Origin of the sequence: Kocuria soli (genome assembly GCF_003797835.1) — a bacterium.
GTDB classification, from domain to species: domain Bacteria; phylum Actinomycetota; class Actinomycetes; order Actinomycetales; family Micrococcaceae; genus Kocuria; species Kocuria soli.
Map to the genome: position 1 here is coordinate 125,574 of NZ_RKMF01000004.1, position 25,650 is coordinate 151,223.

At 65.8% G+C, this 25,650-nt stretch carries 28 protein-coding genes and 1 pseudogene; 7 read left to right on the forward strand and 22 right to left on the reverse strand.

Annotation, left to right across the window (positions count from 1 at the left end; all coding sequences use genetic code 11):
• Positions 1 to 47 precede the first annotated feature (47 nt).
• Entirely contained in the window at positions 48 to 1,127 is a 1,080-nt protein-coding gene (locus tag EDL96_RS04380; protein WP_123824603.1) for a 2,3-butanediol dehydrogenase, read from the reverse strand.
• Positions 1,128 to 1,271: 144 nt separating this feature from the next.
• Entirely contained in the window at positions 1,272 to 1,901 is a 630-nt protein-coding gene (locus EDL96_RS04385) for a TetR/AcrR family transcriptional regulator (RefSeq protein ID WP_158609500.1), read from the reverse strand.
• 94 nt (positions 1,902 to 1,995) lie between these two features.
• On the opposite strand from EDL96_RS04385, the gene EDL96_RS04390 reads away from it, so the two are divergent.
• Positions 1,996 to 3,453: a YhgE/Pip domain-containing protein gene (locus EDL96_RS04390; RefSeq protein ID WP_158609501.1), complete on the forward strand. Its 1,458-nt coding sequence runs from the start codon at positions 1,996 to 1,998 to the stop codon at positions 3,451 to 3,453.
• Positions 3,454 to 3,462: 9 nt separating this feature from the next.
• Positions 3,463 to 4,056 carry a DNA-3-methyladenine glycosylase I gene (locus EDL96_RS04395; RefSeq protein WP_123824606.1) on the forward strand — a complete coding sequence of 198 codons (594 nt, stop codon included), beginning with the start codon at positions 3,463 to 3,465 and terminating at the stop codon, positions 4,054 to 4,056.
• A gap of 44 nt (positions 4,057 to 4,100) precedes the next feature.
• Here the strand turns inward: EDL96_RS04395 and EDL96_RS04400 are convergent, their stop codons facing one another.
• Positions 4,101 to 4,946, reverse strand: a complete 846-nt coding sequence (locus EDL96_RS04400; protein WP_123824607.1) for an SDR family oxidoreductase — start codon at positions 4,944 to 4,946, stop codon at positions 4,101 to 4,103.
• 91 nt (positions 4,947 to 5,037) lie between these two features.
• Between EDL96_RS04400 and EDL96_RS04405 the strand changes: the two genes are divergently transcribed.
• A complete protein-coding gene (locus EDL96_RS04405) occupies positions 5,038 to 6,840 on the forward strand; it encodes an ABC-ATPase domain-containing protein (protein ID WP_123824608.1) in 1,803 nt (600 codons plus the stop codon).
• Here EDL96_RS04405 and EDL96_RS04410 read toward each other — a convergent pair.
• From EDL96_RS04410 to EDL96_RS04440, 7 genes are all read right to left on the reverse strand, one after another.
• The gene (locus tag EDL96_RS04410; protein ID WP_233568680.1) at positions 6,824 to 7,696 is read right to left on the reverse strand and encodes a formate/nitrite transporter family protein; all 873 of its coding nucleotides are present in this window, start codon (positions 7,694 to 7,696) and stop codon (positions 6,824 to 6,826) included. The genes EDL96_RS04405 and EDL96_RS04410 overlap by 17 nt on opposite strands.
• A 251-nt stretch (positions 7,697 to 7,947) precedes the next feature.
• The gene (locus EDL96_RS04415) at positions 7,948 to 8,397 is read right to left on the reverse strand and encodes a pyridoxamine 5'-phosphate oxidase family protein (protein ID WP_123824609.1); all 450 of its coding nucleotides are present in this window, start codon (positions 8,395 to 8,397) and stop codon (positions 7,948 to 7,950) included.
• Positions 8,398 to 8,569: 172 nt separating this feature from the next.
• Positions 8,570 to 9,157: a DUF5655 domain-containing protein gene (locus tag EDL96_RS04420; protein ID WP_233568681.1), complete on the reverse strand. Its 588-nt coding sequence runs from the start codon at positions 9,155 to 9,157 to the stop codon at positions 8,570 to 8,572.
• Between the two features lie 3 nt (positions 9,158 to 9,160).
• Positions 9,161 to 9,694, reverse strand: coding sequence for a sugar O-acetyltransferase (locus EDL96_RS04425; protein WP_123824673.1), 534 nt, complete (start codon positions 9,692 to 9,694; stop codon positions 9,161 to 9,163).
• 161 nt (positions 9,695 to 9,855) lie between these two features.
• Positions 9,856 to 10,464, reverse strand: a complete 609-nt coding sequence (locus EDL96_RS04430; RefSeq protein WP_123824610.1) for a GNAT family N-acetyltransferase — start codon at positions 10,462 to 10,464, stop codon at positions 9,856 to 9,858.
• Positions 10,465 to 10,516: 52 nt separating this feature from the next.
• Positions 10,517 to 10,708 (reverse strand): hypothetical protein, encoded by a 192-nt coding sequence (locus EDL96_RS04435; RefSeq protein ID WP_123824611.1) that lies wholly within the window; start codon positions 10,706 to 10,708, stop codon positions 10,517 to 10,519.
• 73 nt (positions 10,709 to 10,781) lie between these two features.
• Positions 10,782 to 12,455, reverse strand: coding sequence for an FAD-dependent oxidoreductase (locus tag EDL96_RS04440; protein WP_123824612.1), 1,674 nt, complete (start codon positions 12,453 to 12,455; stop codon positions 10,782 to 10,784).
• Positions 12,456 to 12,590: 135 nt separating this feature from the next.
• Here EDL96_RS04440 and EDL96_RS04445 point away from each other — a divergent pair, with 135 nt between their 5' ends.
• Positions 12,591 to 13,508 (forward strand): helix-turn-helix transcriptional regulator, encoded by a 918-nt coding sequence (locus EDL96_RS04445; RefSeq protein WP_123824613.1) that lies wholly within the window; start codon positions 12,591 to 12,593, stop codon positions 13,506 to 13,508.
• Positions 13,509 to 13,550: 42 nt separating this feature from the next.
• Here the strand turns inward: EDL96_RS04445 and EDL96_RS04450 are convergent, their stop codons facing one another.
• On the reverse strand, positions 13,551 to 13,877 hold the full coding sequence (locus EDL96_RS04450) for a branched-chain amino acid transporter permease (RefSeq protein WP_123824614.1): 327 nt from the start codon (positions 13,875 to 13,877) through the stop codon (positions 13,551 to 13,553).
• Positions 13,870 to 14,577, reverse strand: a complete 708-nt coding sequence (locus tag EDL96_RS04455; protein WP_325049529.1) for an AzlC family ABC transporter permease — start codon at positions 14,575 to 14,577, stop codon at positions 13,870 to 13,872. Before EDL96_RS04455 ends, EDL96_RS04450 begins: the two co-directional genes overlap by 8 nt.
• A 463-nt stretch (positions 14,578 to 15,040) precedes the next feature.
• On the opposite strand from EDL96_RS04455, the gene EDL96_RS13420 reads away from it, so the two are divergent.
• From EDL96_RS13420 to EDL96_RS04470, 3 genes and pseudogenes are all read left to right on the forward strand, one after another.
• A complete protein-coding gene (locus tag EDL96_RS13420; protein ID WP_199732533.1) occupies positions 15,041 to 15,517 on the forward strand; it encodes a MerR family transcriptional regulator in 477 nt (158 codons plus the stop codon).
• Positions 15,518 to 15,532: 15 nt separating this feature from the next.
• Positions 15,533 to 15,859, forward strand: a pseudogene (locus tag EDL96_RS14010) (TipAS antibiotic-recognition domain-containing protein); the annotation flags it as partial.
• A gap of 156 nt (positions 15,860 to 16,015) precedes the next feature.
• Entirely contained in the window at positions 16,016 to 16,399 is a 384-nt protein-coding gene (locus tag EDL96_RS04470; RefSeq protein ID WP_123824616.1) for a VOC family protein, read from the forward strand.
• 99 nt (positions 16,400 to 16,498) lie between these two features.
• Here EDL96_RS04470 and ppsA read toward each other — a convergent pair whose 3' ends face one another.
• The 10 genes from ppsA to EDL96_RS04520 all read right to left on the reverse strand — a co-directional run bounded on the left by ppsA (position 16,499) and on the right by EDL96_RS04520 (position 25,605).
• Complete coding sequence (gene ppsA, locus EDL96_RS04475; RefSeq protein ID WP_123824617.1) at positions 16,499 to 17,947, reverse strand: phosphoenolpyruvate synthase; 1,449 nt, start codon at positions 17,945 to 17,947, stop codon at positions 16,499 to 16,501.
• 212 nt (positions 17,948 to 18,159) lie between these two features.
• Positions 18,160 to 18,606, reverse strand: a complete 447-nt coding sequence (locus EDL96_RS04480; RefSeq protein WP_158609503.1) for a MarR family winged helix-turn-helix transcriptional regulator — start codon at positions 18,604 to 18,606, stop codon at positions 18,160 to 18,162.
• Positions 18,603 to 19,817, reverse strand: a complete 1,215-nt coding sequence (locus EDL96_RS04485; RefSeq protein WP_123824619.1) for an FAD-dependent oxidoreductase — start codon at positions 19,815 to 19,817, stop codon at positions 18,603 to 18,605. Before EDL96_RS04485 ends, EDL96_RS04480 begins: the two co-directional genes overlap by 4 nt.
• Positions 19,814 to 20,380, reverse strand: coding sequence for a VC0807 family protein (locus tag EDL96_RS04490; RefSeq protein ID WP_123824620.1), 567 nt, complete (start codon positions 20,378 to 20,380; stop codon positions 19,814 to 19,816). Before EDL96_RS04490 ends, EDL96_RS04485 begins: the two co-directional genes overlap by 4 nt.
• A gap of 344 nt (positions 20,381 to 20,724) precedes the next feature.
• The gene (locus tag EDL96_RS04495) at positions 20,725 to 21,024 is read right to left on the reverse strand and encodes an SRPBCC family protein (protein WP_407656903.1); all 300 of its coding nucleotides are present in this window, start codon (positions 21,022 to 21,024) and stop codon (positions 20,725 to 20,727) included.
• Positions 21,025 to 21,138: 114 nt separating this feature from the next.
• Positions 21,139 to 21,435 (reverse strand): ArsR/SmtB family transcription factor, encoded by a 297-nt coding sequence (locus tag EDL96_RS04500; RefSeq protein WP_123824622.1) that lies wholly within the window; start codon positions 21,433 to 21,435, stop codon positions 21,139 to 21,141.
• A gap of 103 nt (positions 21,436 to 21,538) precedes the next feature.
• A complete protein-coding gene (locus tag EDL96_RS04505) occupies positions 21,539 to 22,468 on the reverse strand; it encodes a PEP/pyruvate-binding domain-containing protein (protein WP_123824623.1) in 930 nt (309 codons plus the stop codon).
• Positions 22,469 to 22,755: 287 nt separating this feature from the next.
• Complete coding sequence (locus tag EDL96_RS04510) at positions 22,756 to 23,622, reverse strand: FAD:protein FMN transferase (protein WP_123824624.1); 867 nt, start codon at positions 23,620 to 23,622, stop codon at positions 22,756 to 22,758.
• 1 nt (position 23,623) lies between these two features.
• Positions 23,624 to 24,157, reverse strand: coding sequence for an FMN-binding protein (locus EDL96_RS04515; RefSeq protein ID WP_123824625.1), 534 nt, complete (start codon positions 24,155 to 24,157; stop codon positions 23,624 to 23,626).
• A gap of 11 nt (positions 24,158 to 24,168) precedes the next feature.
• The gene (locus EDL96_RS04520) at positions 24,169 to 25,605 is read right to left on the reverse strand and encodes a ferredoxin reductase family protein (protein ID WP_158609505.1); all 1,437 of its coding nucleotides are present in this window, start codon (positions 25,603 to 25,605) and stop codon (positions 24,169 to 24,171) included.
• Between the last annotated feature and the right edge of the window lie 45 nt (positions 25,606 to 25,650).

A 25,650-nucleotide genomic window follows, 5' to 3' on the forward strand; every position in this document is an offset into this window, starting at 1 on the left:
TCGTCGTCGAACCGATCAGTCATTGAACCAGAACCGGCCGCCCAGGTTCACAATCCCTGGCCGCTGGGCGAGACCAAAATCTTCACGGCCGTCTCGTTCCGGTTGATCAGAGTGTCGAAACCTTCGTCCACCAGGTTCTCCACGGCGATCTTGCCGGTGATGAACGGCGCCAGGTCGATCTTCCCGGACTCCACCAGTTCGATGGTCGCCGGGTGGGAGTTGACGTAGGCGATGGTGCCGCGCAGGTCGATCTCCTTCATGACCAGTTTGTGGATGTCGAAGTTCGACCGCTGGGCCCAGATGGAGACGACCACCAGCACACCGGTCGGACGCAGCGCATCCATCAGGGTGTCCAGCACGACCTGCACGGAGGTGCACTCGAAGGCGACGTCGGCGCCGCGCCCGTCCGAGGAGAGCTTGCGGACCTCCTCCGCGACGTCCACCTGTGTGGGATCCAAGGCATGGTCGGCCACACCCGATTCCAGTGCCTTCTGACGCCGCAACGGAGACAGCTCGGAGACCACCACGGTGCAGCCGATGGCTTTCAGCACCGCCGCGGTCAGCAGCCCGATGGGCCCGGCACCGCCGATGACCGCGACGTCCCCGGCTTTCGCCCCGGAGCGTTCGACGGCGTGGTAGCCCACGGACAGCGGTTCGATCAGGGCCGCCTGGTCCAGCGGGAGGTCCTGGCTGATGGCGTGCACCCAGCGGCGCTTGACGGAGATCTTCTCGCCCAGACCGCCACCGCGTCCCGCCAGGCCGATGAAGTTCATGTTCTCCGAGAGGTGGTAGTCCTTGGAGTCAGGGCCGGTGTCCACGGAGTCGTCGATGATGTAGGGCTCGACCACCACGTGGTCCCCCACCCGGAGGTCCTCGACGCCGTCACCCAGTGCGTAGACCACACCCGAGAACTCGTGTCCCAGGGTCACCGGTGCCGTCTCGCCGGAAATCGGGTGCGGTGTGGAATGGGTCGGGCAGAAGACGGGCCCGTCCTTGTACTCGTGCAGGTCGGTGCCGCAGATGCCGCACCAGGCGACGTCGATGCCCACCTCCCCGGGCCCGACGGTCGGCTCCGGCACCTCGTCGATCCGGATGTCCTCGCGGTCGTAAAAGCGTGCGGCCTTCATGTGATGCAACTCCTCTGTACGACAGATCTGTGCGCGGGTGCGGCTCGTTGCACCCGCATCAAACCTAACGCCGTGTGGTTCCGCACGAACCGGGGTGGTCCCATGTTGCACGGCCCTGGTCACCGCCGACTGGTCACCTCGGGATTAGTCACCGCCGGGCTGGTCGACGCTCGCGAACGCCTCCCAGGTGGCCGTGATCAACCGTTGACCCACGCCGTCCTTGGGGTCCATCCGTCGCCCGGCACGCAGCAACTCGCCGTCCCACACCGCGATCAAGATGCGGGCCAGGTCCTCGACCGGGATGCGGTACCGCACGCCACGCTCGGACACACGCCCCAGGACATCGGCGACGGCCAGGACGATCCGGGCATATTGCTCGTCGACCGCCACTCGGAGTTCCGGGTCACGGTCCGCGGCGAGGTGCATCTCCAGGCGGAAGCCCTGCCAGGCCCCGTCATGCGTCAGCCCGGTCAAGGCCTCCAGCACGAACTGCAGCATGTCGGCCACGGGCACGTGGCGGCGCAACTGCTTGTTGACCTCCGCGTGCAGCAGCGCGACCATCCGGTCCACTCGGTACTCGTAGACGGCGACCGCCAGCTCGGTCTTCGATGCGAAGTTGCTGTAGAAGGCACCCCTGGTGAAACCCGCCGCCGCGCACAGATCGGCCACGCTGGCCGCTTCGAGCCCCTTCTCCACGAAGACGGGGGCCGCGCGCTCGACCAGCTTGCGCCGCGTCGCAACGCGCGAACGTTTGGCGGCATCTGTGTCAGGCATCTCGTCTATGTCGTCCATTCTTCCCTCGACCATCTCGATACACGAGTGTATCGTCGTGCCTCAGATTTCAATACACCAATGTATCGAGGATGGAATGTCACACCTCTCCACGGAACCTCGCCCGTCACGCCACCCGCGCGGCCGCGCGGAACATCACACCGATCACGCATCGGCCACCCTGCGGGACCTCCCCCGCACGATCCGCTGGATCATGCCGCCCTTACTCGTCGTCTTCGTGGGCTTCCTGGGCATCCTGCTGTACCTGGGCGGCCTCGGCTCCCCGGGTGATCACATGCGGGACATGCCCATGGCGATCGTCAACCAGGACCAGGGCGCGACCGTCGAGAACCCGGACGGATCCAGCAAGGATCAGCAACTCGGCCAGGAGCTCACGGACACCCTGGTCGAGGAGGTCAACGACAGCGGCGAGTTCCACCTCCAAGAAATGTCGATGACCGAAGCGCACGACGCCTTGACCAGTGGTGACGTGTACGGCGCCATCGTGATCCCCTCCGACTTCAGTCAGCGCAGCATGGACCTGATCCCGGCCTCCATCGGCGGCGACGGGGACGGCACCCAGCCGACGATCGAACTCGTGACCTCCCCCCAGGCGGGGTCCATGAGCTCCCGTCTGGTCACGGAAGGCTTCACCCCGGCCTTGGAGTCGGCCTCCACGAACCTCGGCGACCAGCTGACCTCCGCGGCCGACCAGCAGGTCCAGGCCCGGCAGAAGGCCGGCCAGCAGGTCCCCGACGTGACCACGGTGGCCCAGGACATCCTCAAGGACCCGGTCACCATCGACACCCACGCCTGGCAGGACCTGGACGACGGCACCGCCCTGGGCATGGGGCCGTTCTACTGGTCCATCGTGGTCCTGGTCGTGGGCATGACGGGCAGCATCGCCGTCACCACGCTCGTGGACGGCATCCTGGGCATCGTTCCGGTCGAGATGGGCCCGAGCTTCCGGAAGTACCGGACGGTCGCCCTGAGCCGCATCGCGGGCTTCTTCCTCAAGTGGAGCATCATGATCGTCTCCGGGGCGGCCGCCGTCGGTCTCATGATGCTCGCGGCGCACCTGGTCAACATGCCCATGCCCAACGGCGGCATGCTGTTCCTGATCAGCTGGTTGTCGATCTCCACGATCGCGGCCGCGACTCTGGCCTTGTTGACACTCGGCGGCAGCGCGGGGCTGATCCTGTCGATGATCTACTTGATCTTCCTCGGCCTCCCATCGGCCGGCGCCGTGGTACCGGTGGAGGCTCTGCCCGGTTTCTTCGCCTGGCTCTCCAAGATCGAGCCACTGCACTACACCTGGCTGGGTGTGCGGGACGTCCTGTTCTTCAGCGCCGAACCGAACGCTGGGCTGGGCCAGGGCACCTTGGGCTTGTTCTCGATCATGGCCTGCTCGGTCCTCGTCGCCGCGGTGATCGCACCGCTGTGGGACCGGCTGTCCGGGCGCCGCGGGTTGATCCACGGAACCCACAACGCTCACAACGTCCCGTCCGAGTCCTCCGAAACCGCCGACGCCGGTGAGGCTGCCGCGGGACGGTAGGTTGTCCGCATGACTACTGACCTCGTGACCGGCGACGACGGCCTGGCCCGCCCCGCCTGGGCGGCCACCGACGAGCTCATGCGCTCCTACTACGACACGGAGTGGGGCATGCCGATCCGCGATGAATGCGGCTTGTTCGAGCGGCTCAGCCTGGAGGCCTTCCAGTCGGGACTCTCCTGGGCCACCATCCTCAAGAAGCGCCCCAATTTCCGGGCGGCCTTCGCGGAATTCGACCCGGACACCGTCGCTGGTTTCGACGACGACGATTTCCACCGGCTCATGAGCGACGCCGGAATCGTGCGCAACCGCGCGAAAATCCTGGCGACGATCACGAACGCGGGAGCCACGGTACGGCTGCGGGAGAAAGGCGGGCTGGTGGAGTTCATCTGGTCCTTCCAGCCCGCAGAGACTCCCGCACCGCGTTCCATGACCGAGGCACCCACGCAGTCAGCCGAGTCCAAGGCCCTGTCCAAGGCACTCAAGAAAGAAGGCTTCGTGTTCGTAGGGCCGACCACGCTCTACGCCCTGATGTCGGCAATCGGCATGGTCGACCTGCATCCGGTGGGCTCCCACCGGCGAGGATCCTCGGGAGTCTGGAACTAACGATCCATCGGACCAGCCCGGTGCGGCGTTTCACGCGCCGAGCATCAGAGCCCCAGATACTGGGCGAACGTCATGGGTACCCGTCCCGTGACGTCCTCCACGTCACCACTGATCGGTGACAGGTCTCCGCAAGCGATCGCCGTGTAGGTCGAGACCCACGCGTCGTATTCCCATTGTTCCGCCGGCCAGGCACGGCGGGACTCGTAGGCTTCGTCGATCGTCTCATTGTGGAACCGCACGGGTCGGCCCCAGGACCGGGTCAGCGCCTCCGCCATGTCGGTCATGGTCAGGGCTTCGGGCCCCGTGAGGTCGTAAGTTCGCGCAGCGTGTGCGTCCGGGTTCTCGAGGACCGTGGCGGCGACCCGGGCGACGTCGTCCCGGGACACCAACGAACAGCGGCCGTCGCCGGCCGGGCCGCGCAGCACGTCGTCATCCCCCACGAAGTGCGGGATGACGTCCATGTAGAAGTTGTCCCGCAGCAGGGTCCAGGACATTCCGGAGTCCTTGATCAGGTGCTCCGCCTCGTCATGATCCCGTGCGTGGGTGAAAACGGCATCCGGGGCCGCCCCCAGGAACGACGTGTAGACGATGTGTTCCACCCCTGCGGCAGCGGCGGCCTCGATGAAAGCCCGGTGTTCCTCCCGCCGCCCGGCGCTCTCCTTGGCCGAGACCATGAACAGGGTCTTGACCCCGTCCAACGCTGCGCGAGCCGCTTCCTGGTCACCGTAGGCGGCTTGGACGACCTCGGCGCCGTGCAGCCGGGGTGCACGGTCGGGGGTCCGGACCACCAGGCGTTGGCCGACACCTCGCTCGGCCAGGATCCGGGCAACGCGGCCGCCCAGCGCTCCCGTGGCTCCGGTGACGGCAACGGGGTTGTGGTGGGAGGTCATGGCGGGTGACTCCTTGGCTCAGCGGTCCCGGTTCGCACGTGTCCACGACCCTACGCCGCCCTCTCAGCCGCAGGGCCCATAGAGTGGGGGCATGCGCGATCTCCAGGCACTGCACCGGACGCTTCAAGAACTCGACGGGCAGGGCTACGGAGGCTACAAACGACTCCGAGGAACCTACGATCTCGGTGATTTCCGCCTGCGGGTCGATCGGGTCCAGGTGGATCCCTACGCACCGCCGTCCCGTATGCGGGCGGTCTTTTCCCCGGGCACCTTGGGACTGCCGTCGGAAGCCACAGCGGACCGGGAGCGACGTGTCGCCACGGCCGATTATCTTGCCCGCCGCTTCCACTCGGCCGCGAGCAACGGGCATACGTCACCTGGCTCAGCTCCTGCACCTGCCCCTCGCGGACGCTGGGGCAACGGTGGCTCCGGCGAGGAAGCACGCGCCGTCGTCGCCTATCCGTGCGGGCAGGAGATCCTGGAACGTAGCACGGTGCTGATCGACGACGACCGGGTCGAGATCCGTTTCGAGGTGGGCCTGCCTGCCGCCGGGCGACGAATCAAGGGCCGCCTGGCTGACCGGATTCTCACACAGCGCCTGCCCGCGATCCTCGACCAGGCGCTGACACCCGAGCACCGGGACGACCCGGCCCTCCTCGAGCACGTCCGCCTCTACACCGACCAGCTCGCGCTCCAATCAGCGCTGACCGGGCGCGGTCTGGTCGCCTTCATCGACGACGGGGCGATCCTGCCCCGCCGCTCCGGTGATTCACCGCTGCCGCTGACGGATTCCGCGGTCGCCTTCCGGAGCCCGCCGTCGCTGCGAACCACTTTCGAACTCCCCAGCGGTCGGACGGTCACCGGCATGGGAGTTCCGGACGGCATCACAGTGGTGGTCGGCGGTGGCTATCACGGCAAGTCCACCCTCTTGTCGGCCCTGAGCAGCGGCGTCTATCCGCACATCGCCGGTGACGGGCGGGAGTGGGTCCTCACCCGCGACGACGCCGTCGCCGTGCGCTCCGAGGACGGGCGGGCCGTGACGGGTGTCGACATCTCACCGTTCATCTCGGGTCTGCCCACGGGCGCGGACACCCGTCACTTCACGACGACGAACGCGAGCGGGTCCACTTCGCAGGCCGCCAATCTGTTCGAGGCGATCGAAGCCAGCGCGTCCGTGCTCCTGATCGACGAGGACACATCCGCGACGAACTTCATGATTCGGGACGATCGCATGAAGCGCTTGGTGCCCGACCACAAGGAGCCCATCACGCCTTTCGTGGAGCGGGTGCGACCCCTGCGCGAGCACACGGGGGTCTCGACCGTTCTGGTGGCAGGCGGGTCCGGGGCGTTCTTCGACGTGGCCGACCTGGTGATCGCCATGGACTCCTACCGCCCCCAGGACGTCACGAGGAAGGCACACGCAATCGCGGCGGACTCACCGTGGGGAGACGAGGCCGACGCTTCGGATCTCCACCTGCAGGACGTGGCGCCCTTCCGCGCACGGACGCCACGGATCGTCGCGCTGGGCAGCTTGGCACCGTCGTCGAAAACCAAACCGGCGCGGGCGCGGGGCCGCACCGAAATCCAGGTGGGCAAGGAGAGCATCGATCTCAGTGCGGTGAACCAGCTCGTGGACGCCGGCCAGACGGCGGCGATCGCGCGGGCCATCGAACAGCTCGGGAACACCGGCGCGGGAAACGGCAGCACCGCCAGGAACATGGCGCTCGAACGTGCCGCGCAGGAAATCGTGAACGGAGTCCGCGCGCACGGGATCGACTCCTTGGCGGGAGCCTCCGAGGAGCACCCCGGGTACCTGGTGGCCCCGCGGCAGCAGGAGATCCAGGCCGCCGTCAACCGCTACCGACCGCTCAAGTTGGCTAACGGGTCCAGGTAGGGCGGTAGTGGCTGTCGTCGTTGACGTAGGCGTAGTACAGACCAATCAGCAGGCCGCCACCCACAAAATTGCCCAGCAGTGCCACGCCCACGTTGGCCAAGGCTGCCAGGACGTCGATCCCGTGATTGAGCCCGACGACGGTGAACAAGACCGTGTTGGCCACGGAGTGCTCCAACCCCACGAACGCGAAGACGAACACCGCGGCGATCATGGACAGGGTCTTGGTCAGGTCGTCGTGGATGAAGCCGTTGTAGATCAGCAGCATGGCCAGGTTGATCATGAAGTTGCACAGCACTGCGCGTACGAACAGGTCGCCGTAGCCGTCCCAACCTCCGCCGACGTAACCGAGCTTGACGTCCACGGCCGCGAGCATCGCCTCACCGGCGGCACCCTGCGGGATCGTGGACAGCGTGTAGAGCAGGGCGATGAGCAGACCGCCCAGGAAGTTGCCCAGCAGGCACAAGGCCAAGATCTTGAGCCCTCGCCATGCCGTGATCTTGCGGTAGTACCCGCCGATGGAGACGATCATCATGTTCGAGGTCAGCAACTCGGACTTGGTGTAGTAGATGAACACCAGGGCCCACCCGAAGGCCAGGCCGCCCAAGATCTTGCCGACACCGGCCAGGGTCGCCTCCCCCACGGGAATGGCGTCAAAAATGGCCACGAGTGAGAAGTTGGTGACGTAGAAGATCGCCACGATCATGCCCGCCATGGCCGCGCGCATGAGGTAGCGCTGCACCAGCCCACCGGTCATCCGGGTCTTGGTGTCCAGCGCCTCCAGGACCGTGGAGATGAAGGCCTTTCCCGGGAACAGCGCGCTGACGGTACGGATCTCCTCCGTCGACGGTTGGCTCACGGAGGTGCTTCCCCAGCCGTAGCCACCGCCGTGCCCCTGTGAAGCGCCGGAGCCCATGCCATCAGCTGGATCGGGAACAGGGCCGTGCCCCTGGTTACCTCGTGTGCTGTCGTTGACCACCGCATGATCGTGGCACGGACGGCCCGGCTATCGGACCCGGTTTCCCGTTGTTTCGCGTGTGCGGGGCCGCGCCCGGGCGTCCGAAGTGCACGGCCGACGACCACCGCTGCCGACGACCACCGACCCGGGGTTCAGACCTCGAAGTCCTGCATGGTGGGCGGCATGGTGGACATATCCACCCAGCGGACCCACTTCGGTTCCAAACCCACCACGCACACGTAGTCGGGGTCTCCGCCGCCTTCCGGGTGAGCCGCGGCGATGGCCTCACCGGCCCGCGCGGAGTCTTCCCCTCCGAGCACCCGGGCCAGTGCCTCCACCTGGATCTCCTGGCCCCGCCCGGAGACGACGACGAGCGAAACCTCCGGCCTGGCGCCGATGTTGAGGGCCTTGCGGGACCGGCGGTCGGTGCCGAACACGATCTCCCCCGGTTCACCACCGCCCGCCGTTGCGCTGACAGCCAGATCGATCCAGGCAGCCTCGGGGAAGTCCCCCGACTGCGGGTGGGAGGCGAGTACGCCCCCGGGATTCTGCTCTACGAACTCGATCAGTGCTGCACGAGCGTTGTCCTGGAAATCCGTCATGATCACGTCCTGTCACCTGGTTGGCTGTCGTCATCGGCCACGTAAGCCAGCCTTGCGCCCTGTGTCGGGGCCCGACTTCCATCCGAGCACATCCGCCCGAGGAAAGGCAGCGCATGACTCATGATTTCCGGGATTCACGGTGTCCGCGACTCATGAATCCCGGGACGCATGGTCACCCGTTCTGGTCGTAGGCCGCGCGCAGCAACGGCTCCAGTTCCGCCACCCGATCCACGGCCGTCTCCGGCGGGAGGTGCACCCAGTGGGTGGCCTGGGCGAAGCTCTTGGCCGGTTCGACGTCGAACCCCTGAACAGTGGGGACCTCGGCACGCAGCCGCACACCCACACGCAGCCGCCCGTACGGGCCGGGGGCCACGGCGGCGAACTGGGTTCGGCGCACGAACGGAATGTAGGTGCCGCGGCCTTCCGCGGTGACGTCCGCCCCCAAGGACAGAGCCAGGGCGCGGACGGCGTCGTGGAGAGGCCGCAGGGTGGCCTTCTTGCCCGAGTAGAGGGCGTCGACGTACTCCGCGGTGCTCGGGGGTACCCAACCCGCGGCCCGGGCGGCGGCATCGGCGAGCGTCCACTGGGTGTTCTGTGGCAGTCCGTGTTCGGACTTGAGCCACGCCCGGACCGCCTTCTGATCGAGGGGATCCGGGCCGTCGTCGTTGATCACCTCCACCCACTGCTCGACCGTACGGCCGGTGCGGTCGGCCATGGATGCCGCCAGGGCGCTCATCATCCCGTTGGGTTCGGCCGGCACGGTTCAGATCTCCTTGATCACTCGCGCCGGGTTCCCCACGGCGACCACGTTCGCGGGGATGTCCTTGGTCACCACGGCACCGGCCCCGATCACCGAGTTCTCCCCGATGCTGACACCGGGACAGACGATGGCACCGCCACCGAGCCAGACGTTGTCACCGATCGCGATGGGCTTCCCGGATTCGATCTTGTCCCGCCGTGGTTGCGGTTCGATGGGGTGGGTGGGCGGCAGGAGCTGGACATTGGGCCCGATCTGGCAATCGGCGCCGATGCGGATGGGCGAAACGTCCAACGCGGTGAAGTTGAAATTGATGAACGTGCGGGCCCCGATCGAGATGAATTCGCCGTAGTCGACGTTCAGCGGCGGACGAATGACCACGTCCTCCCCCAGGTCACCGATGATCTGCTCGAGGATCTCCTGCGCGTTGCCTTCCCCGAGGGCCACGGCGCGGTGGTATTCGTAGGCGAGCCTGGTGACCAGGAGATTGCGTTCCGCGTTGACGGGGTCGTCGCCGATGTACGGGTCACCGGCGATCATGCGCTCGCGATTGGTGCGCGGGTCGCCGGCGAAGTAGTCAGGTTGGGTCTGGGTCTCGTTGCTCTCGGTCACACCGGGAGCCTACGCGGACAGCGACGACGCACGCACGGGCCGCGTAGCGTCGGGTGCCGGGTTTCCGGGCCTCCCTGCCAACTCGTGCTTCATTCGCCGCCGCCACGCCTGTGCCGTTCCAAACGCCCTTCCAGGCCGTTGCGCACGGAGGGCCATTCATGGTCCATGACGGAGAAGACCACGGTGTCGCGGATCGATCCGTCCGGTCGGATCCGGTCCTGGCGGAGCACACCGTCCTGTTTCGCTCCCAGCCGGGCGATGGCGGCACGCGACTGGTGGTTGTGCCAGTCGGTGCGGAACTCCACGCGTAGGCACCCCAGGTCCTCGAAGGCGCGCTGGAGCAGAAGCAGCTTCATGGCCGGATTGATCCCCGTTCCGTGCCCGTAACGGGCCAGCCAGGTGTAGCCGATCTCCAGGTGCCGGTTCTCCGGGTCCAGGTTCGTGTAGGTGGTCATGCCCATGGCCCGGCCGTTCCTGGGATGGATGATCGCCCAGGGCGCCATCTTGTCTTCGACATGAAGTTTCAACCGACGGTCGATCTCCTCCGTCATGGTCGAACGCGACGGCACGGACGTGTACCAGGTGCGCCACAGGTCATCGACTTCAGCGGCAGCCACCAGATCGTCGTGATGGGAGTGGCTCAGCGGTTCCAGACGAACCGCAGGGTGTTCCAGGACCGGGGTGCAGGCGTACGTCACGGCGTCACCTTACCCCGGCCCCTTCCCATCGAACCGCTTCGGCCATGCCCCGTCAGCGACCGAACATCTTGGACAGGAAGCCCTGTCCGGAGCTCCCGGAATTGGCTGCTGCCGTCTCGGCCCGAGTGTGGTTGCCATCGCACCACTGCCCCACGGGAACACCCTTCTTGACGGATTCGATGTGCTGGCCACATCCCGCCCACGTAGTCTTTCCGCAGACCTTGCACTTCACAGCTCGACACATGTCGGTTCAGCTCCTGCCTCGGTGTCCGAATGGACGGTGGTTGAAGGGTTCGTGGTCGATGGCCCGCGAGTTCTCACTGGTTCATCTCCAGGACCTCCGGGGCTCGGTCGCCCAGGGTGTCCAGCAGGGTCAGCATCCCGCCGGACAGCGACGCCGAATCGAAGCCAGCCTGAGCCAGCACTCGATGCGCAATGGCCGAGCGGACGCCCGAACGGCAGAGCACACGCACGGGCTTGTCACCGGCGGCCTGGCGCACCTCGTCCAGGCGGTCACGGAGTTCCGTGTGAGGGATGTTCAGGGCGCCGGGGATGCGTTCGACCTCGAGCTCACCCGGCTGTCGTACGTCGAGCACCAGGCTGTCCTGGAGTCGCTGTTCGAGGTCATCGGCGAACCAGAGCGGCACGGTCCTGTCCAGGACGTTCGAGCCCAGCATTCCCGCGAAGTTCAACGGGTCCTTGGCGGAGCCGTACGGCGGCGCGTAGGCCAGATCCAGGTCGATCAGATCCCCAACGGTCATCCCTGCGCGGATCGCAGTTGCCAGCACGTCGATCCGCTTGTCCACTCCCTCCTGCCCGGTGACCTGCGCGCCGAGCAGCCGACCGTCGTCGTCGAAGTGCACGAGCAGATGCACCTGCGTGGCCCCGGGAAAGTATCCGGCGTGGTTGTTGGGATGAAGGTGCATCGTGTGGTGTTCGATGCCCGCCGACGCCAACGATGCGCGGTTGGCTCCCGTCATGGCCGCGGTCAATTCCCCCACACGTACGATGGCCGTGCCAACGGCAGCCGGGATGGGCCTAGCGGATTCGGGGCGCAGGATGTCGTCGGCGACCTGACGACCCGCCCGGTTGGCAGGGCCCGCCAAGGCGACGGGTCGTTTCACGCCCGTGGCGGCGTCGGTGGACAGCACGGCGTCGCCGACCGCCCAGATCCCCGGAACCGAGGTCCGGCCGTGGTCGTCAACGACGATCGCGCCGCGTTCGCAGGCGATACCTGCGTCCTCGTAGATCTTGGTGTCGGGCCGGACGCCCACGGACAACACGACGAGATCGGCGGGCAGCCTCGACCCGTCGGCCAGGACGACGGTGTCCTGCGCGTCACCGGGCTCCACGGATTCTGCCGCCACTCCGGAGCGCACGGTGATGCCGAGCCGTCGCAGTTCGCAGGTGACCGGGTAGGCGACCTCGGCCTCCAGCGGAGGCAGGACGTGCTCGGCAAGTTCGACGACGGTGACCTCCAAGCCCTGCATGTTCAGGGCCTCGGCAGCCTCCAAGCCGATGAATCCACCGCCCAGCACAACCGCGTGGCGAGCTCCCGCCTCGACGGTCTCGCGCATGTCCAGTGCGTCCTCCACCGTGCGCAGCGTGCGAACTCGCGGTGAGTCGAGCCCCGGCAGCGGTGGGCGCAGTGCCGAGGCGCCCGGAGACAGCACGAGCGCGTCATAGTCCAGGGACAGGCTACCGCCGGGGGTCTGCACCGTGACGGTCTTGGCCTCCGGATCGACGGCGGTCACCTCGTGCCGAACTCGGACGTCCAGATCAAGTGCGGCCTTGAGTGACTCAGGAGTCTGAACCAGCAGTTTTGCGCGGTCCTGGATCTCCCCGCTGACGTAGTAGGGCAAGCCGCAGTTGGCGAACGAGACGTGCTCGCCGCGTTCGAGCACCACGATCTCGGCCTGCTCGTCCAAGCGCCGAGCGCGAGCCGCGGCACTCATGCCACCGGCCACACCACCCACAACAACGATCTTCACGGGGCTCCTTCCAATTCCTGTTTCATCCATGAACAGATTATACCCCCCTGGGTATAGTCTGCATCAGTATCGCCCCGCCACAGGGGCACGCGCAGGGACTCTCTCACCTCACCCGAGAGTTCTACCCTGGGTCATATGGACAGCACACCGGCGAGTTCAGGCATCCCCGATGCCACCGCCCGCAACAAGACCGAGATCCGCGAGTTCCTGGTGAGTCGGCGGGGACGCATCAGCCCGGCGCAGGCGGGCATCAACCCCGTGGGTGGACGTCGCCGCGTGCCCGGACTCCGACGCGAAGAGGTGGCCAATTTGGCCGGCGTGAGCGTGGACTACTACACCCGGATCGAACGCGGGAATCTCAGTGGCGCCTCGGAGGAGGTCCTGGACGCGATCGCTGGTGCCCTCCGGCTCGATCGCAGTGAACGAGGTCATCTCCACGATCTGGCGTTGACCGCGAACAATGGCCGAGCACGTCGTCGTCAATCACAGAGCGGCACACGGGTGCGCCCGGAACTGCAGTACCTGCTGGACGCGATCACCGCGGCCCCGGCGCACATCACCAACCGCGCCATGGACATGGTGGCCGCCAACGCCCTGGGGCGGGCCATGCACCCGGACCTGGACGAGCGCACGGGGACTCCCCCGAATTTCTCGCGCTACATCTTCCTGGACCCACGCGCCCACAGCTTCTTCAAGGATTGGCACCGCGCGGCAGAAACCAATGTGTCCATCCTGCACCGTGAGGCCGGGCGCAACCCCTACGACAAGCGGCTCAGCGATCTGGTGGGTGAGCTGTCCGTGCGCAGCCAGGAGTTCCGGGAACACTGGGCGGCACACAACGTGCGGAGGCACTACGCGGGCCTCAAGTCCTTTGTCCACCCCGTCGTCGGAGACCTTGAGCTCACCTACCAGACGATCGAACTCGACCAGGACCCCGGCTTCACCCTCACGGTCTACCCCGCCGTGCCCGGCAGCGCCTCCGCGGAAGCACTGCAGTTGCTGGCGTCCTGGGCGGCATCCGAAGACTCAGGCCAGATCAACGCCCGCAGTTAGACCTGCTGTGATGCGACTCTGAGGCTGATCAGGATTCAACCGTCAGAGGAGATTCACGAGCACCACGTAGGTCGCGGTCCCCAGGCCGACGCTCAGCAGAGTCCGCCGACCGCCGGTGAGATGGACGATGGTGGTGACCGCCACGGCGACGCCCGCCTTCCAGAGATGCCCCGGGTCGTCCCCCGCCGTGCTGCGGAAGGTTGATGCCGCCAGGACGGCGAGCACCCCCACGGGCATCCAAATCGCCATGGTGAGCACGAATCGCGATTCCCGTAGCGGCTCGAGGACCGCAAACGGCACCGCACGCAGGGCAAACGTGATCGCAAAGATGATCACGAGAACACCGACGACGTATCCGGGGTCAAGCATCGCCGAACCTCCCCCTGTGGACGGCAACGGCGAACCGGAGGGCCAACATGGCCACGAACAGCGCGAGTGACAGGAACAGCGCCGCATCCGGAGCCACGACGACGGCGATCGCGAAACTCAGCCCGGCCAGCAGGAGTGACGGCACCTGCGCCGACGACCGCGCGGCATCGAGTGTGAGCGTGACGAACAACGCGCAGAGTGCGAACTCGAGTCCCTCCACGGGTCCGGGCAGCAGGGAGGCCAACCCAACTCCCACCAGACCCCCGACCACCCAGTAGGCCTGCAAAGTCACCTGCAGGGCGATCAGGCGCCACGCCGTCCAACCACGGGGGTTGGCGGCCGTCACGGCATAGGCCTCATCGATCAGGGCATACATGGAATAGAACTTGGCCAGTGGGTTGCGGACCACCCTCAGGGGGAAGGAGAAGGCGTAGAACACATGCCGGAAGTTCACCAACAAGGTGGTCAAGGCGATCGTCGCCAGCGGTGTCCCACTTGCCATGAGCCCGATCAGCAACAGTTCCAGGGAACCGGCAAATCCTGCCGTGGACAGTGCCGGAGCCAGCCACCACGGCATTCCCGCCTGGACCACGAGTAGACCGAAGGCGATGCCCAACGGGAACATGCCCAGACCGGGGGCCAATGACAACGCAATGCCGGTTCGCACCTCCTGACGTCGGTCGGCAGGTGGTTCTTCCACGTCCTTTTCCACGCCCATCATGATGACCGACAGCCTGCCGTCGGCCGAATCCTGTCCCCTTGACCCTCACACTGCGTCATGGTCGATGCGTTGGGGCATGAGCACCTACTACAGCGCCTTCGACATCAGCCCTGTCCCTGCACCGGGTCCCGATATCCAACCGCCAGAGGTGTATCGCGGGATCTACGGCATGCCGATGTCCCACTCCGCAGACAGCTGTGCGCTCCACTCTCAGCGTGGCCTGCGTGCGCAGCCAGCTCGAAGGCCTGCGTTCAGACTGTGAGGAGCTGGTGCAAGGATGTACCCGTGGGCCCTTCGAACGCCCGTGGAACTCCACGGAACTTGAGGTCACAACACCGGAGGACACGCGCGTCGTCCTGACCGCAGCCAATCCACTCGAACCCGAAAGCGCAGCGGCCCAACGGCTGGTGGACATCGGAATTGACGTTAGGAGGCCCGAGGAATGACCCACCCGCAGCGCACTCGGCGTGGGCCCGACCCGGCGCCGGGGCTGACCGTAGGTGACGTGGCGGGACGCACCGGCACGACGGTGCGCACATTGCACCACTGGGACAACATCGCCTTGGCCTGCCCAAGTCATCACACCCCGGCGGGTTATCGCCTCTACAACGCGGCCGACATCGCACGCGTCCAACGCATCGTGATCTACCGGGACCTGGAACTCAGCCTGGATGAGATCCGCACGCTTTTGGAGTGGGACGCCGATGCAACCCTCCGCACTCTTCGTGAGCAACGTGCAGCGGTTGCTCAAGCTCTTGAACGCCAGCGAACCACGTTGAAGAGTTTGGAGCGCATGATCGACGCGCACCAGAACGGCCTCCCCTTGAGTGCCGAAGAGCAAGTCACGATCTTCGGCCCGAATTGGAATCCGCAGTGGCCGCGAGAAGCACGTGCGCGCTGGGGTGACAGCGCCCAGTAGACCGAATACGCCGAACGCGCAGCGGCTCGCACCACGCAAGACTGGGAAGCGATCAGCATTTCCGTGCGGGAGCTTGAGGCAGACCTTGGCACCGCCGTTCGCAAGGGGCTTGAACCACGGTCGACGGAGGCCATGCAGCTTGCTGAACGGCACCGGGCATCCATCGACACATACTTCACGTGCACTTACGACCGGCACGTTCTCTTGGGTCGGATGTACGTGGCCGATGACGCGTTCCGCTGTCACTACGACGACATCGCGCCCGGGTTGAGCACATGGCTCACGATCGCCATCAAAGAGAATGCCCGGCACCATGGAATCGACCCGGGGCAAACGCTATAACCAACCGGTCATCGCCTTGGCCAGGCGTCTCGCTGATGTGCTCTACGGGATGATCGGTAACGGGTTCTTCTAGCCAGACCCCACGCTCGCTCCAGTTCCAGCTGTTTGTCGCAATCCCTAGAACCCGCCGGAACCCATCGAACCAGGAGACCCGGAATGCCGACTTTGGACCATGTCGCCATCTACGTCAGGGACCTCGATGCCACGCGCGAGTTCTACGAGCAGTACCTCGGCGCCACCTCCAACGACGGGTATCTCAACCCGAAGACCGGTCTGCGAACCTACTTCCTAAGCTTCGACGGCGGCGGCCGCGTGGAGATCATGAACCGTCCCGGGCACGACGTCGAGCCCGCGGAGGGACGCACCGGCTGGATCCACACGGCCTTCAAGGTCGGCTCGCAAGCCGCCGTCGACGAGCTCGCCGCCCGGCTGACGGAAGACGGCGTGCCCGTGATCAACGGACCGCGCACCACGGGCGACGGTTACTACGAGGCCGTGATCCTGGACCCCGAGGGCAACGAGATCGAAATCGTGGCCTGACCGGGCACATCCCCCACACAGCCAAGGCACGACGACGACCGCCCCAGCTGGAGTGGGGCGGTCGCCGTCGTCGTCGGTCACCTCAACCATGCCGACGCATCACTTCCCGACCGTCTGCAGGACGTCCAGGACGCTGTCCGGGTTGAGCGAGATCGAGTCGATCCCGTGCTCCACCAGGAACCTAGTGAAGTCCGGGTAGTCGCTCGGCGCCTGGCCGCAGATGCCGACCTTGCAGCCGGCGGCGTGAGCCTTCTCGATCACCTGGGCGATCGCCATCTTGACGGCCCCGTTGCGCTCGTCGAACAGGTCGCTCAGGTTCTCGGAATCGCGGTCCACGCCCAGGATCAGCTGGGTGAGGTCGTTGCTTCCGATCGAGAACCCGTCGAAGCGCTGGGCGAACAGGTCGCTCAGGAACACGTTGGAGGGGATCTCGCACATCATGTAGAGCTGCAGAGCCTCCTTGCCGCGTTCCAGACCGTTCTCCCCCAGGACCTCGATCACGCGGTCCGCTTCTTGCGGCGTGCGCACGAACGGGATCATGATCACGATGTTGTCCACCCCGATGACCTCACGGGCCCGCTTGATGGCCTGGCACTCCAACGCGAATCCGTCCTTGTAGTTCTCGCTGTAGTACCGGGAGGCGCCGCGGAAGCCCAACATCGGGTTCTCCTCGGCAGGTTCGAACTGGGTGCCGCCGATCAACTGCGCGTACTCGTTGGTCTTGAAGTCACTCATGCGCACGATGACCGGATCCGGGTACTGGGACGCGGCGATGGTCGCGATGCCCCGGGCCAGGTGATCCACGAAGTACTCGGACTTGTCCGCGTACCCCGCGGTGAGTTCCTCGATCTGCGCCCGGACCTCCGCGTCCTCGACCTGGTCGAACCGGGTCAGGGCAAGCGGGTGGATCTTGATGACGTCGTTGACGATGAACTCCATACGCGCCAGCCCCACACCGTTGACCGGCAACCGCCACCAGTGCAGCGCGGCGTCCGGGGTGGCCAGGTTGATCATCAACCGCACCGGGGACTTGGGCAGTTCCTCCAGGTCCAGCTGCTTCTCCTCGAACGGCAGGATGCCGTCGTAGACGAACCCCTCGCTGCCCTCGGCACAGGAGACCGTGATCTCCTCCCCGTCCTTGATGTCCTTGGTGCCGGTTCCGGTACCGACGACGGCGGGCACCCCCACCTCGCGGCTCACGATCGCGGCGTGGCTGGTCCGCCCGCCGTGATCGGTGATGATCGCGGAAGCACGCTTCATGATCGGGCCCCAGTCGGGGTCCGTGCGCTCGGTGACCAGAACGTCGCCGTCGTTGAGTTTGTCCATCTGATCCGGTGAGTGCAGCACACGCGCTGGGCCCTGGGCGATGGATTCCCCCACCGAGGTTCCGGAGACGACGACCGTGCCACGCTGCCCCAGCGTGTAAGTGGTCATGGCGGCCGACGCCTTACGCGACCGGACGGTCTCCGGCCGGGCCTGGACACAGAACAGCTCCCCGGTCACACCGTCCTTGGCCCACTCCATGTCCATGGGGTTGCCGTAGCACATCTCGGGTTTGTAACGGTGGTTCCGATCCGGTGTGCTATGGCACGGCAGCAGAGTCAGCCAACGGCCTCGCGCACTACTCGACTATGACCAGGTGATTTTGGCCCCGGTTAAGACGCGCTCTCCTGAGCTTGACGGCTTGGCCTGCGACGACGAAAGGATGAGCCGACGAGGCCTGCTGTCTGACTCACAGCGGAAGACGGTTGACCAGTCACTCACTTATAGAGTCGTTGCCGCACGTAAACGAGTCTGCGGCACATCGCTTCAGTTTCGCCTGGGCTCATGCCCAATTTCTCTGGGTCGTTCAGCGCTATGACGAATGGCCAGGCGGTATCGAGAGCTGTTCGTCCGGCGTCGGTTAGTGTCAAGTCCGATCGGCGGCCCCGGCCTTGGGAGTCCCCGGGGATGTACCCGCGCCTGCGGAGCTTGTCGATGGTGCTCGTGAGAGCCTGGGGTCGGATCTCGAGTTGCCGGGCGATGCCGGCCTGGGTGATGCCGGGTTCATCGTTCACGCACGCGAGCACGCCGAACTCTGAAGTGCTAATACCTGCGGAACGCATGGCCTCGTCAAAGCGTCGTGCCACGAGCCGCGCGGTCTGCTGAACCTCCCATAGTAGTAGTGGTTGGCCGGGATCACCCGCAGAGCGGGGTTGGTCGTTCATGACTCTCTCCATCGGCGAGCCCCAACAGTTCCTGCGAGGCGCAGCAGCGGATGGGCCAGCAGTTGGACTGGCCGGTGGTTCAGTGCCTTAATGATCCGCACCGGGCCGAGGGATTCGCGTATCGCTGACCGGGCCCGAGGTCCGATGGAACATTGGTACTGCGTCAGCACTGAGCCAAGGGACTCGCCGTGGAAGTGCCTCTGCAAGGCATCCGCCAGGTCCGCTGCGTCGCATATAGCGGTCGAGGCTCCGCGCCCGCCAGTGGGCGGCATTGCGTGAACGGCATCCCCGAGCGCAGTGACACGGTTCGGCACCCAATCCGCGATCGGTTTCGACGGGTCCGCGGCCCGAAACCGGAAGGCTGATGTCCGTTCGGAATCCGATTCCCGCACGTGTTGCGACAGCCAGGGCGACCAGCCTTTGAGCAATCGCTCGGCCTCTGCAGTTAGGTTCCGGGATGACGAGTCGCGAGCGGTGGCGACTCGGCCACTCGGGGTGATCGTGCCCCAGATCAGTGAGGGATGATCGGGCAGAGCTCTCGACGGCACGGCGTCGGCGAGCGTGGTTGGTGGTCGGTACAGCGACAAGAACACGCCCGTCCCGTCCGCGCTGAATGCTAGGGCGGGTCCTCGGAGCAGATAGTCCGGAGGCTCATTTCCCGCAAGTGGTGCCCACCCAGCAATCCCGGTAAGTCCCAGATCCTTGGTCGGGCTGTGACCCAGCAATGAGGCGACGGCCGCCGAATCGGCACCATCGGCGGCAACCACTAGGTCAGCCTCTAGCACGGTCCCATCGTCAAGCGTAGCTGTCGCGCCTTCGGGGTTCTGCTGGACCGAAACGACAGTGCTGGAGAAACGGATCTGACCGGCAAGGTCCCGCGCGAGCAGCACGCGTAAGGCCTGTCGCTGGGCGAGCGCGCGTTCCTGGCGTGGTGGTTCGGGGGCCACGATCATTGGCCGGAGACGGGCGTTAGCGACGGTGAACTGCTCGAACGCATTGCCGGTATCGGACGTGGCACGCAGTTCGGCATATAGGTCAGTTGGGAGGACTCGTTGCAAAGCCCGGCATGCCGGGTCATTGAGACTGATTCTGTAGCCACCGGTGTCGGCGGCGGAAGCTTCGCGCTCAACGAGGACCACGTCGGCGCAATTTTTGAGGGCGTGGCCGAGGGTTAGCCCGGCCATTCCGGCACCGCAGATCACGACTTTCACGGTTGTCCTCCCCCTTGTCGGACGACGAGTTCAGACCCGACGATCATCGACAGGAAGCCAATGACTCCGGTAAGCCGGGACGCGGCGACGGCGGCGTCGAAAGGTAGCGCCGCGATGAAACCGACCCAGACCGCGGCTAACAGGAGCAGACCCGCGAACCAGATCCATGAGGCCTGACGGTGAGCGGCGCGGAACCGACTGTTCACCGTCCACTGGTGGTCGAAAGCTACAGGCCGGGGTGAGAGTTCCCTGCGGATCCGTGCGACGAAAGGGCGCTGGGTCGAAACCATGGCAACTACCAGCACGGCGACGAGCACGTTGCTGGCAGGGTCCACCAAGTAGACAGCGACCGGGTCGTCGGTGACCAGCGCGATAGCCGCACTGACCAGGAAACCGAGGAGAATAATCACCCCTAACAAACCGATGCTGCGGCGGTGCAACCACTGCGCTGCGCCACTTAACACCGAGGCCCCGCTTGCGGCGACGAGGGACCACACTTCCGAGACGCCGAGAACTCGGAGCGCTCCGTAGACCCCCAGCGGCAGAGCGACCTCGAGCAGCACGGTCCGTGCGACGCTCAGCCATGACTCCCTTGTCCGCTCCATGAAACCATACTATCAACAAGTTGATACTTTCGGTCATCGATGCGCATGGAAGTCAAGCACCCCTGACTGCGACGTCTGTGTTGAGCGCGGACTGCCTGCCGCACCCTCCAGTGCGTTCTTCGCGCTGGCGTGCCTGTGGTCATCTCGAGGCCGCCTGTCCTGACCTCAAGCACGTTGAGACGTGGTCACCTTTTCCTGCGGGGCCACTTCGGCATCCCTCGACCCCGAGAACGAGCGGGCATAGTGCGCTCGGAAGTACGAGAGCCCCGTGTCTTGTTCTGCACGGAGCTCTCGTGCCCCTGTCAGTCTCGTCGACTGCCGGAGCCAACCTCCGAATATACCGCGACGAACTCCTGGAAGACGTCGTTGTCCCAACCAACCGGGCTCCCGGACAGGGCTGGCACAAGGCGGTCGAGGGAGCAATGCAATTCCACGAGGTAACCGCGCTCGATCGCCATGTCAATGTCAGGCACGGAGTACGTCGCGAGTAGCCGCGTGCCGTGATCGGTGGCTTCCAGCTCCCAGCGCATCCAGGAGCCAGGGCTTGTGTGTTTGTGTTCGAGCAGGTTCGGCGGATCGAGCCGCGTGATCTCGAACTTCATCGTGGGGAAGTCCAGGTCCGGCCAGTCTAAGACGATACTCCCGCCTTCGCGAAGGTCGACGGTGATCGCCGCCCAGACCTCCTCGATGGTGAAGGTGAGGTGGCGCGGTGCGTTCTAGATGGCGCTCCAGGCTGTCGAGCCGAATGACCACTCCAGCCGGTAGGGCTCCAACCATTCGTCCAACTCCATCAACGGCTCTGGCTGGAGCCGGTAGAGCCGCCGTTGCGCGTCGCGCCGGACCTCGACCAGTCCGACGTCGCGTAGCACTTTGAGGTGTCGGGAGACGCCGGGCTGGTGCATTCCGACGATATCGACTAGGTCACCGACCGAACGCTCGTCGTCGCGAATGGCGTCGAGGAGGCGTCGTCGAGTTGGCTCGGCGATGGCCTCCAGTACGGCGGTCGATGTCATGAGAACAACACATGTTATTGCTTATACGCAAACGTATTAAATGCCCCATGTCCGTGTATACAGTCGGAAGTTTGTTCCTCAAGTGTCATGCCTGCGACATGCGCTAGTGCTTCTCGATGATGACCGCCCACCTGGCCAGGGTCAGGATCTCGTCGTCCGTGAGGACCAGCCTGTTGCGCTCGGCCCCCTGGGTGTCCACGGTCTGGGTGGACTGGTTACCACCCACCGCGTAGATCATCTTCTTTTCCTTGCGCCCCAGTTTCTTGGTCAGGATGGGGTCCAGGTGGGGTTCGGCCAGGCGGGGCTTGAACACGCGGTACTCGTCCGGGTCCACCGCACCCTGCACCACGGTTTCGCCCAGGCCCCAGGCGGCGTCGATCACGACGACATCCGGGAAGCCCGTGTCCGTGTCCAGGGAGAACATGACCCCGGAGCCGGCACGGTCGGACTGGACCATCTTCTGCACGCCCACGGACAGGGCGACCTCCAGGTGGTCGAAGCCGCGTTCGCGCCGGTAGTTGATCGCCCGGTCCGTGAACAGGGAGGCGTAGCAGCGTTTGCAGGCCGCGAGCAGGTCCTCCGGACCGGTGATGTTGAGGTCGGTCTCCTGTTGGCCTGCGAAGCTGGCCTCCGGGAGGTCCTCCGCCGTCGCACTGCTGCGCACGGCCACGGAGGCCGCCTCAACACCGTCCCTGCGGCACATCTCGGCGTAGGCCTCACGGATCGCGTGGGCAATCTCCTCCGGGAACTCGCCGTGGCGCAGGGCGCGGCGGACGGCCGTGCCCACCTGCTCCAAGGTGCGTTCCCCCGTGTCCAGTGCCTGGGTCTCTTCCGCCAGGATGTCCTTGAGGTTGTTGTGCCTGATGAACTCGCGGTACGCGTGGGCGGTGGTGGCGAAACCACCGGGAACTTTCACGTCTTCTTCGGCGAGGCTGCGGATCATTTCACCCAGGGAGGCGTTCTTGCCTCCGACCTGGGGGATGTCGGTGTACTTGAGGTCTTCGAACCACAGGACAAATGCTTCACTCGTCATTTCTCACACCTCCAGCATGGCTGCGACGAGCAGGTGATCAAGAAACTTCCGGTGGACTCGTGCGTCGTTGCGATCGAGTCTCCGAGTGAGGGGCTGGGCGGCCGATGTGGGACTTGGGTGACGTCTACCGACTGTGGTTCCCGACCCCGCGGCGACTGGTTACATGGTCCTCTCCCATCCACGTGGGATTCCCATGACCTACCGGCGGTGATCCCACGCCGGGCTCTTGGCCCACCTCGAGGCTAGCACCGAAAAGCCCCGGTCAGCCCCGTGATTCCGCGGTTCTATCACCCCATCCGGAACACCCTGTTCTCGGTCGCGTCCACGCAGAAGGCGCGGTAACCGGGCAGTTGGGCGAACCAGTCCAAGCCGCAGCGGTCGGCAACCATCAGCCCGGTGGAGAGAATCTCACACCACCCCGCATCGGGGCCCCACACCGTGGTCTGGCGGGCACCGTGACCTGTCCACCGCGGCTCCCCGATCGACGACGACGCGGATGTCCGCGAAGACGTCGGAGGGATCGAGGGCCCGGATGATGGAACCACGATGTGTTCGCCCCGCTCCGAGAATCCCGAGGTGGCTGCGGCGCCGTCGGTCAGGTCGAAGGAATGCACCAGCGTGAGGCGATCCTCCGGGTGCGGTACCCCGACGCGCCATGCGGTACCGACATCGGCCAGGCCCCGGACGGTCAGGTCACCGGCGGCATTCACGCACACGTGGCGCAGTCCATGCGTGACCAGCCGGTCGGCCACCGTCTGGGCCGCCCAGCCCTTGACGTACCCGGACGGATCGAAGCCGCCGTCAACGGCCCACGGGTCGAAAGCACCCTCCGTGAGCTCACGGCCCCGCTCGCATGCCTCGATCACGGTGAGCAGGAGGGCGACGTCGTCGTCCTCGGCGGAGGATTCCAGCTCGGCGCGGCTCAGTTCTCCCGACCGGTACCGGCTGACGAGGGAGTCCGGGCGGCACGTCGAGAACACGCGATCAATGCGGTGCAGGTGGGCGGTGGCCTCGCCGAGCGCAGCAGCGATCGCGTCCTCGGCAGGCCAGGTGCTGTCCACGTCGCGCAGGTCGATGGTGACAACTGTTCCCCAGACCTCCACGCTGTCGCGGAGGCTCCGGCAGGCTGGTGCGGTCAGGGCGGCGGTAGTCACATCACACTCCTGCCTGGTCCAAGGCGGACTGCAGCGACTGTGTGAAGCCCTGGGAGGTGTAGGAGGCGCCCGCGATCGTGGAGACGTCGGCAGACTGCGCCTGAAGCGCCTCGTCCGTGAGCAGCGGCATGGCGCGCTGGTTGATCTGCACGGACTTCCCCTCGTTGGCCGGGTAGTCCAGCCATGTGATGTCGGTGACGGTGCCGCTGCCGTCCACGGTCACCTCCACTTGAACCGGACCATACCGGGTCTGCACGGCATCGCCCGTGTAGGTCTGGCTGGCGGAGGTGGTCTCGGAGGACACGGCCCCCGTCCCGGCGGAAGTTGCTGAGGTCCCGGAGCCCGAAGATCCCGAGGACCCGGTACCGGCCGTCGTCATGCTGCCGGTGGTGGCCACCGACTGGGCCAAAGGTGTCTGGTCGGCGACCAGAGAAAGGGCGCTCGGGTTGAACACGAGCGTGGAGAGCACGCCCGCGGTGGCCGCCGCTCCGACCGCCGCGATACGGCTTGCCTTCTGCACCTTGGAAGTTGTCATGGAAGCTGTCCTCACATTTCGAAGAGTTCGGTGTGAATGCGGTCTGGTGTGGCGCCCAGTGCGCGCAGACCGGCCTGGATTTCGTCCGTCAGGCCCACGGGTCCGCACATGTAGATCTCGGCGTTGCGAACGTCACCCAGCAGGGTGTGCAGCCGCCAGGAGTCCAGGGGCTGTTCATGGCGGTGGCCGGGCAGGAACATGAGCCGGATCCACCCGGCGTCGTGCAGGTCGGTGAGTTCGTGCAGGAGCGGGGCCCGGTCGTGGACGGAGGTTCGGTACACGACGTCGACTGGAACGCCCCGGCCTGCGAATGTCCTGGCCAGTGGTACCAGCGGTGCGATCCCAACGCCGCCACCGAAAAGCACCACCCGCTCCGAGCCGAACTGCACGGGCGTGAGCACACCGTGCGGGCCTTCGACCAGGACCCTGGTGCCGGGCCTGACGTGCCGGAGCCTTGCAGTTCCCGTTCCCACCTCCGCGACGGTGATGCGGATCAGGTCCCCGCCCGGGAGCGCGGAAAGCGAGTAGGGGTGGGCCTGCCATACGAGCCCCGGGGACAGGAAACGGAAGGACATGAACTGCCCGGGCTCCATTCCCAGCGCGTCCAGCCCGCGGCCGCGCATCCAGACCGAGTAGACCCCCGGGGACTCGTACACCACTGCCTCCACGCGCAAGCCGTGTTCGGCAGAGCGGATCAGCGGCAGGGCCACTCGGTAGGTCAGCACCAGGACCCCGACGACGACGTACACCCCGATCCACAGCGCTTTGGCGACACCGATCATGAACGGACCGCCCGCGGTGACCTGGTGGAAGAACGCCAGCAGGATACCGAGGTAGAGCGTGAGGTGCACGGTCCACCACAGACCGCGTGGCAGCAGCCCCCGGACTTTGGACCAGGAGGTCACCCCGCCAACCAGGAAGATCAGGGAGCCCAGGAGCGCCAGGACCAGGTCGCCGTCGGAGACGACGAAGGAAATGGCCGCCCGGAGCCGGTTGTCCGTAGCGGCCGCCGCCACGGACAACACCGAGGCCGCGATGTGCACGGCGATCAACACCAGCGACCAGGGACCCAGGACTTTGTGCCAGGCAATCAGACCGTCCCGGCCGAAGGCCCTGTCCAATGCCGGAATCTGTGCGGCCAGAAGCACCAAGCACAGGATGCCCAGGGTCCCGACCGCCGCCGTGACGATGGAAACCGTATCCAGGATGCCGGAGAGCGTGAGCATGATGGGAAAGAGCGACTCGACGGTCAGTGCCATGACCGTTCCCCCGATGAGGGCCATGAGGGCAAGGGCCAAGGTGGCCACGGACTGGCGATGACCGCGCAAGGCGAACATGGACCGGCGGAAAGCTGCGGCATCGCGAGCTTGCTGCCCCGCTACCGAGGTGACGGGGACGTTGCGGATGGGCTCGTCCTGCGAACTGATGATGGGTTCCTGTACGGACATGGCAGTAGTACAAGCCCGGTTCCTATGACGAGAGTCTGAAGAACC